Genomic DNA, 15,974 nt, shown 5'->3' with positions numbered 1-15,974 from the left:
AGGCAGAGAAGATGACCACGCACACCGATCACGTCGACCACGAACTCATCGAGGCCGCGGCCCAGGTCGCGCGCACGCGCTGCCGGACCGACAACCACACCATGGCGTCCGCGGCCCGAGCCCGGGACGGCCGGATCGTCACCGCGGTGAACGCCTACCACTTCACCGGAGGCCCTTGTGCCGAGCTGGTCGTCATCGGCGCGGCAGCAGGCCAAGGCGCCTACGAGCTGGACACGATCGTCGCCGTGGGCGACCGCGACCGCGGAGTCGTTCCCCCGTGCGGCCGGTGCCGCCAGGTCCTTCTCGACTATTTCCCGGCCCTGAAGGTGATTGTCGGTGCGGGCGACCGACTCCGGACCGTCGCCATCGCCGACCTGCTTCCCGAGACCTACGTGTGGGCCGACCACCAGCTCGATGAGGAACGCCAGTAGCGCCGGACCGGACAGACCCATGCGCGTCGTGCGCTCACTCATCCAAGGCGGTCATCGGCCCAGGTCGCTCAGGAAATTCCGGGCAGGGGCGAAGAACGTCACCCCTGCAACAGCCTTGGAGAAGTCCAGGATCCGGTCGTGCAAGGGCGGCGGATCACCGATGAACATCCGCTCCAGCATCTTCTCGACGACCCACAGGCGCCTGGAGTACCCGATGAAGTACGTGCCGTACTCGCCGCGTCCTGGATTGGCGAACGGCATGTTGTCGCGCAGAATGTCGTGCTCGCCGTCGGCATCCTGGATGGTGCAAAGGGTCTTGTGTGCCTTCTGGCCTTCCGTACCGTCCGGCTTTTCGACGTTGTCGAACTTCGTGCGCCCGATGACGGCTTCCTGAGTACCGATGTCCTCCGCTTCCCAGGCCGCGAGGTCGTGCAGGTACTTCTGGATGACGACGTAGCTTCCTCCGGCGTAGGCCGGGTCCTCCGCGCCGACGAGGGTGGCGACCTTGAGGGCCAGGCCATCCGGGTTCGCTGTGCCGTCGACGAATTCGAGGAGGTCGCGCCCGTCGAAGTAACGGAAGCCGACGACGTCATCGACCGCTGTCACGGAATCACCGAAAGCCGTGAGCAGGATCTTTTCGAATTCGACAATCAGATCGGCCGAGTCAGCCCGAATGTGGTAGAGCAAATCACCCGGCGTGGAGACGGCCGTGTGCTTGGCGCCTTTGATTTCCTGAAACGGCTTGAGCTCCTTGGGCAGGGGCTTCCCGGTCAGTGGCTCCCAGACACGATGCGAGATCCCGACGTTGCAGCTGAAGAGGCCTCCACCGGCGCGGATACGGACGTCTTTGATGAGGTCGTCCGAGCCGGCGACGACGAAACGGGCCGCGGCCATCGCCCGGTCGCCCTCGTTGATGACCAGCACCAGAAAGGCGGCCGCCGAGCTCAGCGGTGCGTCGATGCACTGCGGCTCGGTGTCGACCGCTTCCTGGCCGGCGGCGGCGGTCTGCGAGGCGGCATGGTCCATGATCTCGGTCTCTCCCAGCGAGCGGCGTTCAGCATGCGACGTTCGACCCTCGGCCTTCGACGCGCGACGGCGTCTCTTCAGATCCGTGGCGGCCACCGCAACCAGCATCGGACACCCCACCACGGTCCGCCACCGGCCCCGGCCGTACGGGCCGGACACCCAGACCCGCGCACGGCGGAGGCCACCAGCCGTGCACCGCGCCGCTTGACCTTGTCGCAACGTCAACGTTTCTACTGGTGCCATGCGAATCGGAGAGCTCGCCGGCATCGTCGGCATCACCACCCGTGCCGTGCGGCACTACCACCGCATCGGGCTCCTGCCCGAGCCTGCCCGACAGCCCAACGGGTACCGCGAGTATTCCCTGCGCGACGCCGTAGAACTGGCGCGCATCCGGCGGCTGACCGAGCTCGGCCTGAGCCTCGACGAGGTCAAGGACGTGCTGGCGGACGATGCGGGCAAGGATCTCGTCGAGATCCTCACCGAGCTGGACGCCGACCTGGCCCGCCAGGAGGAGGCCATCCGGCAACGCCGTACCCGTCTGCGGCTGCTGCTCGAACAGGCCGAGGGCACCGGGCAGCTTCCCGCCGAGGCCCCGTCTCCCCCGAACTGACCGCGCTCTTCGAAGACATGGCCCGCGCCTCGGCGCGGCTGACCGGACCGGAGCCCGCGATGGCCGCCAAGGAACGGGAACTGCTCGCCTTGCTGGAGACCGGTTCACCCGGCGGCGACCGCGGCTGGCTCGAGGCGTTGATGCACACCCTCAACGCCGACCCGGACGCCATGCGGCGCGCCTACGAGGTCTACGCCCGGTTGGACGAACTGGCCGAGGCCGACGAGGACGACGTGCGAGTGGAGGAGGCGGCGCAGGCCCTCGTCGACAGCATCCCCGAGGCGGCGGTGCAAGCGATGAACATCCCTGCCGACGGCGATGTGGGTGAGGGCGGCGGTTTCACGAACGCCCTCTTCTCGGACTTCGCCCCGGCCCAGGCCGCGGCCGTGCGCCGCGCCATCGTGCTGCTTCAGGAGCGTGCCCGGTGAAGGCGTTGAGGAAGACGGTGCGCCGGTCCTTCGCCGCACTCGTGCCGGGGGAGCTCGCGCTCGTCCTGTGCATGGCCGGTGGGGTGCGACCGCCCCCGGCCGCCCGAACGGCGGTGGAACTTGCGGCGCTCGCGCTCATGTCGGCGGCAGCCCTTCTGCTCTGCCTCGACTGGCGCCGGCACCACCGCACCGGTCTCGACCGTCGCGGCGCCTTCCTCGCCGCGGTCGCCGACTCCGTACCGGCGCCCGTGCGCAAACTGACCGCCCACGAGATCTCCCTCTCCACCAGCTTCGCGCGCTGGGTCGCCCGCCGCGGCCCGCACGGAGTGGGCGAAGGCGACGTGCCCGTCCCTTACGCCCCGGGGCAGACGTCGTTCATGTACGGCTTCCTCTTCGTCAGCATCGTCGAGACCGTCGCCCTCGCTTTCCTCATCCCCTGGCCCCTGGTGCACGCCATCACGCTGGTACTCGACGTCTGGGGCTGCTACTTCGTCATCGCCTTGCACGCCTCGTGCGTGGTGCGCCCGCACGTGATCGGATCCGACGGTTCCCTGCACCTGCGCTACGGCGCACTGCTGGACATCCGCATCCCGGCCGACCGCATAGCCTCCGTGCGCCAGGACCGTAAGTTCCCGACAAGCAGGCTGGCTGCCGTGGACGAGAACGGCGTCGCCGACCTGGCCGTCGGCGGCCAGACGACGGTCACCGTCGAACAGACCGGACCGGTGCGTTACATACGCGCCCTCGGCAGGCCCGCCGAGGCCCGCGCCTTCCGCTTCTACGCCGAGGACGCCACGGCCGCGGTCACCGCGCTGAAGGCGTTCGCCGGCCCGTCCACGCTCACCAACCAGGCCGGAAACAGCCCCAGTTCCGACCCGGCCGGCGGCATCCACAGCCTGTAATTGACGAGCGGTTCGGGACCGTACCTCGTAGTGTCCCCTGCGCACGTTCGGCACCACTCGGCTTGCCCTGGAGTTCCCCATGCCCCGGAAGACCATGTCTGAGCCCACTGACACGCGCACCGCCCAGGCAGTCCTGACCGAGGCCAACCACGCGCATGACGAACGGTTCCACCTGCTTCACCGATTCGACGACGGAGTCCAGTCGGGAGCGTGGCTCGTCAGCGACGAATCCGGCCGGCAAGCCGTACTCAAGTGGAGCCCGGACCTCTCCTGGGCTCCACAGATCGAACGGGCTGCCGCGGCCGTCGCCAAGATCCGCGCTGCCGGATATCCGACCCCTGCATGGCTCGCCGTCGGCACCAGCGCAGACGGCTTCGGATACCAGATCCAGGAACTCGCCCCTGGTCACATCGCGCAGGAACTGACCGCGCGCGAGGCCCGGTTGCTGATCGACGTCCTGGAGATGCACGCCGGTCTCGACCCCGACCCGCAACGATGCTGGTCCGAGTTCGCGACCACCCGCATGACCGGTGACGACCTGTGGCGCCAGACAGCCGTGACGGGCCCGACCGGCCGGGACCTCGTCAAGGTCTGCGAGCGGCTTCTCGCTGCTCACGGACCCGTCACCCTGCCCACCGGGGACCTGGTCCACGGCGACTTCCGTCCGGGCAACATCCTCTTCCACGCAGACCGCGTCGGTGGCGTCATCGACATCGAAGCGCTGGGCAGCGGTACCAGAGTCTTCGACTACGCAACGCTGCTGAGCGCCCACGACATCACTCCCGAGGCGCTGGAAATGCTCTGTGACGCCGGCGAGCAAGTGGCCGGACCAGGTGTTCTCGCCTTCTGCTTCGTTCAGGTCGCCCTCGACCTCACCGTGTTCGTCCACCAGCGCGAACTTCAGCTGGGCATTCAGAACGTGGGCAAGCTCGTTGAACGCACACTGATCCTGCTGAATCGCGCGGAGGGACGGGGCTGAGGCCCTCCACCGTTTCGGGTCGTACAGCGCGTAGATACCGTACGTCCGTACGGGAGTTCAGCGGTCCTTCGGGTCGAGCAGCCACAGCCCCAGGACAACCAGGAACGACAGGCACAGGAAGCCCGCGCCCCACCAGGACGTGCCGGTCGCGCCCGTCATCCACTCGTTGACCACCACGCTGAGGCCCCAGAGCTGGCCGATGACCACCGTCATCGCCAGGACGAGGCGGGCGGTGAGTTTCGAGGAGCGTTCCGGCTCCTGCTCGGAGCCGGCGCCGGGTCCCGGGCCCGTGTGCTGGATGCGGGGATCGCCGTAGCCGCTGGTGGGGCGGATCTGCGGGTAGCGCTCCTGGACCGGGCGGTTGAGGCGCGGCTGAGCGCTGCCGGGGGTGTATGCGGGCCTCGGAGGGAAGCCTTCGGGTTCTTCGGTGCTCACGTCTGCTCGTTCCTCTCCCCGTTGGCGGCCTGCGCGGCGGGACAGCCGAGCTGGGCCCTCACTTCAGGCCGCGCGTCGGCGAACTCACGGCACACCGCGTCCTGGGGGTTCTCACCGGAGCGGGCGGTGGCGACGGCCCAGACGCTGCCGTCGCCCTGCTCGACGAGCAGCACCTTGGGCAGGCCGCGCGGTGGCGGGCCCGCGGTGACCTCGCCGGTGCGGGCGTCGAAGACGCCTTCGTGACAGGGGCAGTACAACTCGCCCTCGCTGCCGCGGTCCTTGCGCCACAGCACGCCGCAGGCCAGGTGCGTACAGACGGCGGAGTAGCCGACGAGGCTGCCGTCCGTGAGGCGGACGGCGACCGCGCGGTCGTCCTCGCCGGGGAAACGGAAGGCGATGGACTCCCCGGGGGCGAGCCGGCCGGTGACCCGCTTGGGTTCCGGTGCGCTGTCGGTGTCGCCGTGCCGGTGCAGCACTCCCGCGGCGACGGCGATGCCCCCGACCGCCAGGCCGCCGGAGACGGTGGCGACGATACGGAGGTAGTCGCGGCGCGTGGTGAGGGAGTCGGCGGAGATACGGTCCTCGAGCGCCGCCTGCGCCGAGTGGTCGTCGGTGCCGGGCTCGGGGACGGGGGGCTGCTCGGTGACGCTCATCGGGTCACGTCCTTCCCGTTGATCTGGACGATCGGCAGTCCGCCGGGCACCGGCCACTGGACCTTGTCGGCGGGGACGACCATCGCCACACCGGTGTTGACGACGACGTCGCCGAACGTGAAGGAGTCGGCGACCTGGACACCTGGGCGCTCGGCCTGAAGTTCCTCGAGCGTTCCGTAGAAGAGCGCGCCGGTCGGGCAGACCGTGGCGCACATGGGGGCGAGACCGTAGGCGGTGCGGTCGTAGCAGAGGTTGCACTTCATCTGCAGCTTGGCCTGGAGGTCGATCTTCGGTACGCCGAAGGGGCAGGCGTTGACGCAGTTGGCGCAGCCGATGCACCGCGTGGTGTCGGCCTGCTGCACCACACCGTCGGCGGTCACCAGGATCGCGTCGGCGGGACACACCTCGGCGCACGGGGCGACCGGGTCCTCACAGTGCATGCAGACCGTGGGAAGGGAGGCGACGGAGTGCCCTTCGTCCGGGTAGTCGAGGTGAATCATTGACTTGCCCCGGTGCGAGTCGCATTCCCGGCAGGCGGACACACACGCCTGGCAGCCGATGCACCGCCCCGGGTCGATGAAGATCGTTCTGCCCATCATGGCGGGACCTCAGCTCCTCTCGGCGGTGCCACGGCCCTGGGGAGCCGTGGGCGGCAGGGGGTCGGTGCGGGAGACCTGGGCTTCCGGGTACGCGACCTGTCCGGGCGCGGTCGGGGGCGCGGGCACCTCGTCGATCTGCTCGGCGGCCTCGATGCGGCAGGCGCAGACCTTGTACTCGGGGATCTTGGAACGGGGGTCGAGGGCGTCGATGGTGAGCGCGTTGGCGGCCGTGGGGAACGGCCAGTGGTAGGGCACGAAGACGGTGTCGGGGCGGATCGCCTCGGTGACCAGAGCGGGGAAGACCTCGCTGCCGCGGCGCGTCACGACGCGTACCGGATCGCCGTTCTTGAAGCCGTGTGAGGGGTGGACCTCCGCCCATGGGCGCGGGGTCTGTTCGACCAGGGCGCCGAGCCGGCGGGTCTGGTTGCCGGACAGGAAGTGGGCGACGGTACGGCCGGTGGTGAGCGACATGGGGTGGTCGTCGTCGTACGGGTCCATCGGGGGGTGCCACTCCACGGTCTGGAGGTGGATCTTGCCGTCCGGGTGGTACGACCTGCCGTCCTCGAAGAGGCGAGGGGTGCCGGGATGGTCGGTGGAGGGGCACGGCCAGGCGATGCCGCCGGTCTCCTCGAGGCGGTCGTAGGTGATTCCGTAGTAGTCGATGACCGTGCCGGCCGACGCGATGCGCAGCTCCTCGAAGACCTCGCGGGATCCCGGATAGTCGAACTTGTCTCCCACTCCGAGGCGTCGGGCCAGCTCGCACATCACCCAGGTGTCGGTCCGTACGCCCTCCGGCGGCTCCTGCGCCTTGTTGTGCTTGACCACCCGGGCCTCGGCGTTGGCCATCACGCCTTCGTCCTCGGCCCAGGTGGTGACGGGGAAGACGACGTGCGCGTTGTCCGCCGTCTCGGAGAGGAAGAAGTCGAACTGGGCGTGGAACTCGAGGGTGTCGTAACCCTCCTTGACCGTCGCGTAGTTGGGGAGGGAGATGAATGGGTTGTTGCAGATGCCGATCAGGCCGCGGATCTCCTGGCGCTGCATCTGCCAGACCATTTCCATCATGGACGTCCCGGCGGCGGGGAGTTCGGACTCCTCGATGCCCCAGATCTCGCAGATCTGCTTCCGGTGGTCCGGGTTCAGGATGGAGCGCCCCCCGGGCAGCAGGTCGGACTTCTGGCCGTGCTCGCGGCCGCCCTGGCCGTTGCCCTGGCCGGTGATGGTGCCGTAGCCGGCGCCCGGCCTGCCGATGTTGCCGGTGGCCACGCAGAGGTTGATGACGGTGAGACAGTTCTCGACGCCCTGGGAGTGGTGCTCGATGCCCCGGGCGTGCCACGCCATGGCGTTGTTGGCGCCCGCGAAGGCCCTGGCGACCTGGACGACCTGTGCGGCGGGGATCCCGCAGATCTCGGCGGCCCGTTCCGGGGTGTACGTCGCGACGGTGGCCCGGACCTCGTCCCAGCCGGTGGTGTGCGCGGCCACGTACTCCTCGTCGACGAGGTTCTCGCGGATGACGACGTTCAGTACGGCGTTGAAGAACGCGGAGTCGGTGCCCGGCTTGATGGCGACGTGGATGTCGGCCGTGCGGGCGATGGACGTCTCGCGCGGGTCCACGACGATGAGGACGGCGCCCCGGTCGCGGGCGCCCCACACGTACTGGGTCATCACCGGGAAGCACTCTCCCACGTTCGACCCGGCGATCAGGAGGCAGTCGGAGAGGAGGATGTCGGAGAAGGGGTTGCCGGCCCGGTCGATGCCGAAGGACAGCTTGTTGGCGCCGGCGGCGGAAACCATGCACAGGCGGCCGTTGTAGTCGACGTGCTTCGTCTTGAGGGCGACGCGCGCGAACTTGCCGACCAGGTACGTCTTCTCGGAGAACAGGCTCGCCCCGCCGAGCAGCCCGAACGCGTCGTTGCCGTGGGCGGACTGGATGCGGCGGATCTCGGAGACCGTGAAGTCGAGGGCCTCCTCCCAGGTCGCCTCGCGGAAGGGTTGGTCGCGGGAGCGGCGCATGAGCGGGGCGGTCAGCCGGTCCGGGTGGTTGATCTGCTGGTAGGCGTTGATGCCCTTGGGGCAGAGCCGCATCCGGTTGATGTCGTGGTTGCGGGGCTCGACGCCGAACACCTTGCCGCCCTTGTCGACGCGCAGGTACATCCCGCACTGCACACCGCAGAAGCAGCAGTGCGTGGGGACGAGGGTCTCGCCGTTCTGGTCGGCGTGCCACTGGTCGGCCGGAATGCCGCCCGCGTCACGGAAGTTGCGGGTGCCGGGCGGTGCGATGGAGGGGTCAAGCGGGATGTACTGCTGGGTCACTTGAAGCCCTTCTTCACGTCACTGAGGTATGCGGAACCGCGCAGCACCCGCTTGCAGCGCGGGCAGTATTCGGTCCAGGTCTCGAAGCCGAGCTTGAGGTCGCGCATGGTGCCCTGGAGGTTCTCGACGTACGGGGCGGTGTCGATCGGCTGACCGCAGCGCCTGCAGTGGAAGATCTGTTCGTCCTGGCGGGCCGTGTACTTGAACAGCTGCATGCCGACGGCGGCCGGCCGCTGCACGATGTGGAAGAACTTCCCGAACGGGATGTAGATGAGGGTGAAGACCACCGACACCATGTGCAGGATCGCCAGGAACTCGTAGCCGCCGCCGTGCAGGAAGATCGACGAGAAGGTGAGGAGCAGGCCCGTCACCGAGATGACGATCAGGGCGATGAGAGGAACCAGGTCGTAGGCGAAGCGCTGGCCCGTCATGGCGCCGCGGTCCTTCATGCGCCGCCACAGGAAGTACGAGGCGCCGGGGATCACCAGGACGGCGGCGATGTCCAGGCCGTGGAACATCAGCCAGCCGAGGATGTTCAGCGAGTCGAAGCCGATGACCTTGATGCCCCAGATCCGCATCGCGTAGCCGGGGCCCGCACCGGACGGCGAGGTGAACGTGAACCACCCCCAGGTCAGCGGGAAGGTGATCAGGGCGGCCAGGATGCAGCCCCAGAAGATCAGCTGGTGGGCGGCCCAGCGGGCCTGCGAGCGGGCCCCGAGGAACTTCTGGAAGCCGAGGTAGGTGGCGATCATCTTCGGCAGCGCGGTGGGCGCCTTGCGGAAGTTGTCGGCCGACAGCAGGCTGCGCCAGCCCTGCTTGAACAGACGGCGCGCGCCCGGGGCGGAGATCCACACGGTGTAGCGGTAGGCGACACCGAAGGCCAGGAACACGGTGGCGACGGCGTACGGGAGGAGCGCCGAGTCGAAGTCCTTGAGCATCCGGCTGCCGAACACGATGGCCAGGATCAGCAGTGCGGACACGATGGCGCCCGCGAGCGTGGCCCGCCCTGCGACGGAACGCGGTCCAGGCCCGCCGGCCACGCCGGTGGGCGGTGGCGCGTCCAGGACGGAGGCCGCATCCGTGGCGGCTGCGGGGGGTGCGGGTGGCTCAGTCACCCGGCCCACGATAGGAAGATTTGTATGCGTTTCACCCTTTCTGAGAGGCGCACGGGTGACGTGTCGGCCGCAGGCGCACTCGACGGTGCGCGTCCACCCGGCCCACGGCGAGGCCGCATACGAGTTCTACGGCCGCTGCGCCCCGATGTTCCGCATGCGGCCGTACGCATAGACACAGCCGGCGAGCGCGAGGTCGGACAGGAGCATGAAGCCGATGGAGTACGAGCTCTTGGCGCTGTAGACCGCGCCCATGACGAGCGGTGGCACGAAGCCACCGAGGCCGCCCATCGCGCCGACGATGCCGGTGACGGAGCCGACCTGCGGCTGTGGAGTGACCTGGGAGACGAGCGCGAAGACACTGCCGCTGGCGGTGCCGAGGCCGGCTGCCATCAGCAGGAAATTGACCGTGCCCATGGGGTTCAGCTTCGGGTCGAAGGCCTGGAGGATCGCGAAGAGCGCGACGACGGCGAGGGCGCAGGCGGTGACGGTGGCCGGGTGGATCCGGTCGGACAGCCAGCCGCCGATGGGCCGGAAGATGACGGTGACCACGGCGAATCCGGCCGCCTTGGTGCCCGCGTCGGTGGGGTCGAGTTCGTACCAGGTCTTCAGATACGTGGGCAGGTAGACGCCGAACGCGACGATGCCGCCGAACCCGATCGCGTAAAGACCCGACAGCTCCCACGTCACCCGCAGGCGGCCCGCCTGTCCGAGCCTGGTGGCGAGGGGGCTGGTGGGGATCGGCCGGTCGGGGCGGTCGGTGATGAGGAGCAGGGCGAGCAGCGCGTACGCGGCCAGCGCGATGGCCACGACGACGAACGGGAGATTCTCCCCGTGCTTGGCCATGCGTGGCGTGAGGTAGCCGGACAGGGCCACACCACCCATGCCCATGCCGAAGATGCCGAGCGCGAACCCTCGGTGGGCGGGCGGGAACCAGGAGTTCACGAGCGGGATGCCGATCGCGAACGTGGTGCCGCCGAGGCCGAGCAGAAAACCCACGCCGAGCATCGCGATGAAGGAGTTCCTGGCGGGGATGGCCAGGAGCACCGGGATGATCGTCAGGGCGGAGATAAGCGGGAACATCAGCTTGGCGCCGTAGCGGTCGGTGAGCGCGCCGACGGGTACGCGGCCGAGGGACCCCACGATGACGGGCACCGCGACGAGGAACGACTGATTGAACGAGCTCAGGTTCAGCCGGTCCCCGAAGTCGCTGCCGAGCGGGGCGATGAGGGCCCACGCCCAGAAGGTGAGGGCGAAGCCGACGGTGGCCACGGCCAGATTGCGATAGGCCGCGGCGGGCGGCCGGGCAGTCGTCTGCTCTGGTGCGAGGTGTTCCACATGCCGATGCTAGGAAAGCCTGGGCCGTCCCGGCCTGATCTGGTGCTCCGATCGCTTCGTGGACACCCGGGCCGGCGTCAGCATATGTTGACGCCGGTCGAGTGTCAGCATATGCTGACGGCCATGGAGAGCACACTCGAAATCGCCGAGGGCGCCGCCAGCAGCGACCCGGACACCGGGCTCCGCGCGGTGGCCGCCCTACGAGAACTCACCGAACGCCTGGAGATCCTCCAGGTCGAGAACGCCCGGAAGCTGGGCTGGTCCTGGCAGGAGATCGCCGAGCGGCTCGGCGTGACCAAGCAGACCGTGCACCGCAAGTACGGCCGCCTGATAGGGAGTCGATGATGTTCGAACGCTTCACACCGGACACCCGCACCGTGGTGGTCCACACCCAGGAACACGCCCGCCGGCTCGGACACCACTACATCGGCCCCGAGCATCTCCTCCTCGCCCTCGTCTCCACCGACCAGCCCGCCGGCGCCGTACTGCGTGAGCACGGCGTCACACCGGAGGGCGTGGAGGAAGAGATCGTCCGTCTGGTCGGACTCGGGGGCGGATCCCGCCTGTTCGGGACCCTCGACCGCGACGCGCTGGCCTCCGTGGGGATCGACATCGACGCCGTGCGCGCCCGGATCGAGGAGTCCTTCGGGCCGGAGGCGCTCGCGCGCGCCGACAGCGCCGCCCACCACGGGCCCCGCTCCTCACGGCGCGGCCCACGTCGCGGGCTGCCCACGACCCTCGTCCGCCACTGGCGCCGGCGGCGAGGCGTCCGACGCCCCGCCCTCACTTCACCCACCCCGGCCCCGACCGGCCTGTACCGAGCCACCGGCGCTCGCCCCGGCGGGCACATCCGGTTCTCCTCTCGCGCCAAGGAGAGCCTCGCGAACACCGTCCGCGAGGCCCAGGCCCGGCGCGACAGCTACATCGGCGTCGAACACCTCACCCTCGGCCTCATCGCCATGCCCAGCGGCCTCGTGCCGTCAGTGCTGTCGGCGCTCGGCACCTCGGCCCCGGCCTTGCGCACCGCAATCACCGACCGATACCGGCAGGCGAGCTGACGCCGCCTTCCCGCCGGGTCACAAGACCTGGGGGCCTGGGTTCTCCGGCACGCGATGGAACACGGCGGCAGCTGCTCCCGGTGGGCACCGTGTGTGATGCCGCGAAGGTCAGCCCTTCCTCGTCGGCGGCTTGATGAGGTAGAGCCGGCGGGCCAGGTCCAGCGCGGTCAGCAGCACACGGGCCCCGTTCCAGACGTGTTCACGGCGCTGCTGCCACACGTCGCCATAACCGCTCGGGTCGGCGGCACGTGCCTGAATGACGACCTGGGACTCCTGGTCCCAGCTCGTGATCTCGTCCGCGTGCCGGCCTACCTCCCAGTCCCTCCCGCCACGGATCGCCTGGGCGATGTACCCGGGAATCGCCTGGAACCGCGCCCCTTCGGCCAGGGCCACGGCCAGCGCCTCGACTCCGGTCTCCAGCGTGTGGGTGCTCGTGTTCGGGTCATGGTGGAAGATGTCGCGCACCGCGTTCCGCAGGCGGCTCCGGCTGATGGTGGTTCCGGAGAGATTCCCGTAGTTGACGCCCCAGCCGAAGTGCTCCCTGCGGACACCCGGGTACACGTTGCCCGGGACCATGTCCCGCGTGCGGCCGCCCACCTGCTCGGTGAACGTGTAGAAGACCCGGCGGCTCGCGTCCCGGTTCTCCACGTAGAACCCCAGCAGATAGTTGTCGGACCGGCGGAAGACTCCGCGGACCATGCCGCCCAGGATGAACTCGTCCTCGGTGAACCGTCCGATGTTGATCGACTGAAAGGCGTTGGCATCGGGGTTCTGGATGAGGTGGCCGGCACCGGGCCGTCGGACGCTCTGCTCCCCCAGCATCGCGTTGCGGATGTTCGCGACCGTACGGGTATAGAGGTCGGCGAAATCCTCGTCGTCCGTCACCGCCTGCGCCTGCACCTGGGGCTGGGCTTGGGGCTGGGCTTGGGCGCTCCGGTCCTGTCCGTGCCGGGCCGGTGTGCCGTAGCCGACCGCCTCTCCCACGCCGAGCGTGCCCGCCAGCACCGAGACCACCACTGCCACGCTGACCAACCGCCGCCGCACCGGCCCGCGTTCGGACCGTCCGGCCTGCTCAACCCGTCGCGTCATCTTCACTGCGTCTCCCATGTCAGGCCCAGAACTCGAACTCGGCCTGCAGGGTGCCCTTGGTGACCCGGCCCCCGTCGCTGTAGTAGAGGGCCTTGTACTCCGCGCCCTTCGTCAGGTTCGCATCGATCAGCGTCGAGCCGTACGCACCGCAGTTGGCGTTGCCGCAGGCCCAGTCCCACGTGACGCGCTTGCCGTTGCTGTCCTGGATCTCGATCCAGTCCCAGCCGTTGTACGGATCCCGTCCCGAGGGCGCCACCCACGTGACGCTGACCCCCTTGACGTGGGACTGGTACCAGTAGCCCCTGAACTGCGCCGGCGACACCTCACTGATCAGGTAGTCGGTGTTGATCTCGCCTGGGTGCGGGTCCTCCCCGGGGCCGTCGCTGCGGACCGTCGGCGGCTGCCAGTGCTCACGCGCCGAGTCGGCCGCCGGAGCCGACTGCGCCGCGGCCTTCTTCGGCTCCTCCGAACCCTGCTGCGCCGCGGCAGCCGTCCCCAGGCCCACCACCGAGACACTCACGAGCACCCCGGCCATGACCGCGGAGCGCCGCCGGGGCGTGTTCGCCCAGGCGTATAAGGAAGAGATCCTGCCCTTGCCCCGCGTGCGGAACAGCATGCGTACGTCCCCTCGTCGTTGATCGAGAATCGATGCGCCGGAAACGCTAGGGAGCCGCGATCAACGTTCCATTGACGGCTGCTCAACGCGCGCCTTCACGAATGCAAGGCATGACCCGACGTGACGACGCCGCGTGGTGCGGCACCAGTGCTCGCGGAGCCCGGCCTGATCCGAACGAGAAGTCCTAGGGCGCTGTCGCCGTCGCCCGGTCAGGGGCGGGCGGGGCCGCCGGGTCGACGGTGGCGACGAGGAACGTGGCGACGAGCGCGCTGGCTCCCGCGAGACCGGCGGCGAGGCGGCGGCGGGCCGTGAGGGTGGGCAGCGGTGTGGGGCCTGCGGGCTTGCGGTGGCGTCCCATGGTGGGTCTCTCCGTCAGTGGTGGCCGGCATCGGAAGCCAGGTCAGATCGTGAAGCACTCTGCGTGGATGTGGCCTTCGGGCACCCCGGCCCGCACCAGCGCCGCCGTGGCCGCGGCCGTCATGCCGGGCGGCCCGCACACGTACACGTCGTGCTCGGCGAGTTCGGGTACGAGATTGCGCAGCGCCTGCGGTGCGAGCGGGTCGAAGGAGGCGTCCGACGGGCCGAGCAAGTAGTGCAGAGCCGCCTGCCTGCTGCGGGCGATGGCTTCCAACTCCCCGCTCAGTAACAGCTGTTCGGCCGTGCTCGCGCGGTAGAGGAGGGTGAGGTCGCCCGGCGCCCCCGGCAGCGTCTCGAACAGGGCCCGCAGGGGCGTGATGCCGACGCCGCCCGCGAGGAGCAGCACCTTGCGCCGGGTGCGGCGGTGCGCGGTGAGCGCGCCGAAGGGGCCCGTGGCCAGCACGCGCGTACCGGGGGTGAGCCTGCGGACGCGGCGCGTGTGTCGGCCAAGTGCCTTGACGGTGATGCGTAGTTCGTCGCCACGCACCGGCGCCGACAGGGAGAACGGCAGCGACGTGTGCCAGAGCCCTGCCCTGAGGAAACGCCAGCGGAAGAACTGGCCGGGCTCGGCCCTCAGCCCGTCGAGCCCGATGCCCTGCATGACCACGGAGAAGACGCCGGGCCCTTCGCCCTGGACGGCGACGACGCGCAGGCTGTGCCGCAACGCCTGACGGACGGGCACGACCAGCCGGTACCAGACGAGCAGGACAGCGACCGTTGCGTGCAGGAGCGCCCAGAGCCACCGCGTGACGACGCCGCTCGCCACGTCCGGGCCCGCGAGTTGATGTACGAAACCCAGGGCGGCGCCCAGATACGTCAGCAGATGCAGCCCGCGCCACGTCTCATAGGTGACACGGCGGCGCACCGCGCAAGCGCTGCTCACCCCGACGGCGACGAGCAGGCCCGTACCGGCGACCGCGGCGGCGACGGCCGGATACCCGAGGAGATCCACGACGGTGGCGACGAGGTCGGTGCCGGCGTGGGTGGCGTAACCGCACACCGCGAGGACGAGATGGGCCGCGCACAGAATCAGGACGTGCCGTCCGCCGGCGGCGTGACGGCGGGCGAGGCGGTCGGCCCCGACCCCGTGCTCGACCGCGGGGATGCGCGCCATGAGGAAGAGCATGACGAGGATGCCGTATCCGGCGAGCAGGCCGGTGAGGTGTGCGCCGGTCGCGAAGAGCACGTCGATCCTCGCCAACGGTTCGGCCTGTACGGCCCACAGGGCACCGACCGCGATGCCGCCCGCGACGATGCCTGCGCGCAGCGCGCCGGGCGAGATGCGGAGGGGAGCGGCAGGGCGGCCGACGCGGGGCCGGCGGGTGGGCCGCGGCGGTATGGGAGGGCCCTCCACGCCGGCGCCCTCGACGTGGCGCAGGTACGCGCTCAGGGCTGGGTACCTGGAGAGTTCGGATTCGCTGGCGGCCTCGGTCGTCACGCAGCCACAGTAGGTGCGGGATGAGGCGAAAAGGGCCAGGTCAGAGGCCCCGAACTGATCCTTAAGGCGGGCTTGAGGATCGCCTCAACGGTGGTTAAGTCACGGGCGCCCCGCCTCGGCCGGGACGGAACACGGCCGTGCGCCGGACACCGCTGCTCCCACGTTTGCGGCCTCTTCTCCGGGAGGTAACCGGCCCAGGAACAGTGACTCCCGTACCGCACAAGGGGACTTCACTTCGTTGTACACAATGTCGGACAGGCCGGGAGGCCGACGCCCCCGTGGAGCCTGATACAAACCCGCGGCACCCTGGTACAAAGAACACGTCTTCGGCTCCTCCCGACCGTGCCTCACTCATCGGACACGGCGCACGAGGCACGCATAGCGGCCAGACCGGCCCATTCCGAAGCCCCCGCACCGAGCCTCGACCAGGCATGCCGGGCGCACTGATCAACAGGCGGCTCAGAGCAGCCACCACCCGTGCAGAAAGGCCGACGGTTTGAACCCGCAGACATTTCAGGACGAGGCACCTCCCC

At 69.5% G+C, this 15,974-nt stretch carries 16 protein-coding genes and 1 pseudogene; 6 read left to right on the top strand and 11 right to left on the bottom strand.

Features of this window, described 5'->3' with window-relative positions:
• The first annotated feature begins 11 nt into the window (after positions 1–11).
• The gene (locus AC07EJ_RS22985) at positions 12–431 is read left to right on the top strand and encodes a cytidine/deoxycytidylate deaminase family protein (RefSeq protein ID WP_389482781.1); all 420 of its coding nucleotides are present in this window, start codon (positions 12–14) and stop codon (positions 429–431) included.
• Between the two features lie 51 nt (positions 432–482).
• Here AC07EJ_RS22985 and AC07EJ_RS22980 read toward each other — a convergent pair whose 3' ends face one another.
• Positions 483–1,565 carry a Dyp-type peroxidase gene (locus AC07EJ_RS22980; RefSeq protein ID WP_478884841.1) on the bottom strand — a complete coding sequence of 361 codons (1,083 nt, stop codon included), beginning with the start codon at positions 1,563–1,565 and terminating at the stop codon, positions 483–485.
• A 133-nt stretch (positions 1,566–1,698) separates the two neighbouring features.
• Between AC07EJ_RS22980 and AC07EJ_RS22975 the strand changes: the two are divergent.
• The 3 genes and pseudogenes from AC07EJ_RS22975 to AC07EJ_RS22965 all read left to right on the top strand — a co-directional run bounded on the left by AC07EJ_RS22975 (position 1,699) and on the right by AC07EJ_RS22965 (position 4,376).
• A pseudogene (locus AC07EJ_RS22975) lies at positions 1,699–2,495 on the top strand (MerR family transcriptional regulator).
• The gene (locus AC07EJ_RS22970) at positions 2,492–3,397 is read left to right on the top strand and encodes a hypothetical protein (RefSeq protein WP_478884840.1); all 906 of its coding nucleotides are present in this window, start codon (positions 2,492–2,494) and stop codon (positions 3,395–3,397) included. Before AC07EJ_RS22975 ends, AC07EJ_RS22970 begins: the two are co-directional and overlap by 4 nt.
• 94 nt (positions 3,398–3,491) lie before the next feature.
• The gene (locus AC07EJ_RS22965) at positions 3,492–4,376 is read left to right on the top strand and encodes an aminoglycoside phosphotransferase family protein (protein ID WP_478884839.1); all 885 of its coding nucleotides are present in this window, start codon (positions 3,492–3,494) and stop codon (positions 4,374–4,376) included.
• A gap of 57 nt (positions 4,377–4,433) precedes the next feature.
• Here AC07EJ_RS22965 and AC07EJ_RS22960 read toward each other — a convergent pair whose 3' ends face one another.
• From AC07EJ_RS22960 to AC07EJ_RS22935, 6 genes are all read right to left on the bottom strand, one after another.
• Positions 4,434–4,811, bottom strand: coding sequence for a hypothetical protein (locus AC07EJ_RS22960; RefSeq protein WP_478884838.1), 378 nt, complete (start codon positions 4,809–4,811; stop codon positions 4,434–4,436).
• Positions 4,808–5,464 carry a QcrA and Rieske domain-containing protein gene (locus AC07EJ_RS22955; protein WP_393581969.1) on the bottom strand — a complete coding sequence of 219 codons (657 nt, stop codon included), beginning with the start codon at positions 5,462–5,464 and terminating at the stop codon, positions 4,808–4,810. The genes AC07EJ_RS22960 and AC07EJ_RS22955 overlap by 4 nt, the downstream gene beginning before the upstream one ends.
• Entirely contained in the window at positions 5,461–6,063 is a 603-nt protein-coding gene (locus AC07EJ_RS22950; RefSeq protein WP_376535376.1) for a 4Fe-4S dicluster domain-containing protein, read from the bottom strand. Before AC07EJ_RS22950 ends, AC07EJ_RS22955 begins: the two co-directional genes overlap by 4 nt.
• 9 nt (positions 6,064–6,072) lie before the next feature.
• Entirely contained in the window at positions 6,073–8,373 is a 2,301-nt protein-coding gene (locus tag AC07EJ_RS22945; RefSeq protein ID WP_389482799.1) for a molybdopterin oxidoreductase family protein, read from the bottom strand.
• Positions 8,370–9,488: an MFS transporter gene (locus tag AC07EJ_RS22940; RefSeq protein WP_389482802.1), complete on the bottom strand. Its 1,119-nt coding sequence runs from the start codon at positions 9,486–9,488 to the stop codon at positions 8,370–8,372. Before AC07EJ_RS22940 ends, AC07EJ_RS22945 begins: the two co-directional genes overlap by 4 nt.
• Positions 9,489–9,614: 126 nt before the next feature.
• Entirely contained in the window at positions 9,615–10,823 is a 1,209-nt protein-coding gene (locus AC07EJ_RS22935; RefSeq protein WP_389482804.1) for an MFS transporter, read from the bottom strand.
• A gap of 123 nt (positions 10,824–10,946) precedes the next feature.
• Here AC07EJ_RS22935 and AC07EJ_RS22930 point away from each other — a divergent pair, with 123 nt between their 5' ends.
• Together AC07EJ_RS22930 and AC07EJ_RS22925 are read left to right on the top strand one after the other, a co-directional pair.
• On the top strand, positions 10,947–11,168 hold the full coding sequence (locus AC07EJ_RS22930; protein ID WP_478884837.1) for a helix-turn-helix domain-containing protein: 222 nt from the start codon (positions 10,947–10,949) through the stop codon (positions 11,166–11,168).
• Positions 11,165–11,881 (top strand): Clp protease N-terminal domain-containing protein, encoded by a 717-nt coding sequence (locus AC07EJ_RS22925; RefSeq protein WP_478884836.1) that lies wholly within the window; start codon positions 11,165–11,167, stop codon positions 11,879–11,881. Before AC07EJ_RS22930 ends, AC07EJ_RS22925 begins: the two co-directional genes overlap by 4 nt.
• A gap of 108 nt (positions 11,882–11,989) precedes the next feature.
• On the opposite strand, the gene AC07EJ_RS22920 is transcribed toward AC07EJ_RS22925, so the two are convergent.
• The 4 genes from AC07EJ_RS22920 to AC07EJ_RS22905 all read right to left on the bottom strand — a co-directional run bounded on the left by AC07EJ_RS22920 (position 11,990) and on the right by AC07EJ_RS22905 (position 15,441).
• Positions 11,990–12,970: a ribosome-inactivating family protein gene (locus AC07EJ_RS22920; RefSeq protein WP_478884835.1), complete on the bottom strand. Its 981-nt coding sequence runs from the start codon at positions 12,968–12,970 to the stop codon at positions 11,990–11,992.
• Between the two features lie 19 nt (positions 12,971–12,989).
• Positions 12,990–13,586 (bottom strand): hypothetical protein, encoded by a 597-nt coding sequence (locus AC07EJ_RS22915; protein ID WP_389482813.1) that lies wholly within the window; start codon positions 13,584–13,586, stop codon positions 12,990–12,992.
• Positions 13,587–13,770: 184 nt separating this feature from the next.
• Complete coding sequence (locus AC07EJ_RS22910) at positions 13,771–13,944, bottom strand: hypothetical protein (protein WP_389482815.1); 174 nt, start codon at positions 13,942–13,944, stop codon at positions 13,771–13,773.
• A 42-nt stretch (positions 13,945–13,986) separates the two neighbouring features.
• Positions 13,987–15,441 carry a ferredoxin reductase family protein gene (locus AC07EJ_RS22905; RefSeq protein ID WP_478884834.1) on the bottom strand — a complete coding sequence of 485 codons (1,455 nt, stop codon included), beginning with the start codon at positions 15,439–15,441 and terminating at the stop codon, positions 13,987–13,989.
• Positions 15,442–15,974 lie beyond the last annotated feature (533 nt).

It is taken from the genome of Streptomyces sp. NPDC045026 (genome assembly GCF_056432625.1).
The sequence above is the reverse complement of the archived record's forward strand: the minus strand, read 5'-3'. Positions and strand labels throughout refer to the sequence as shown.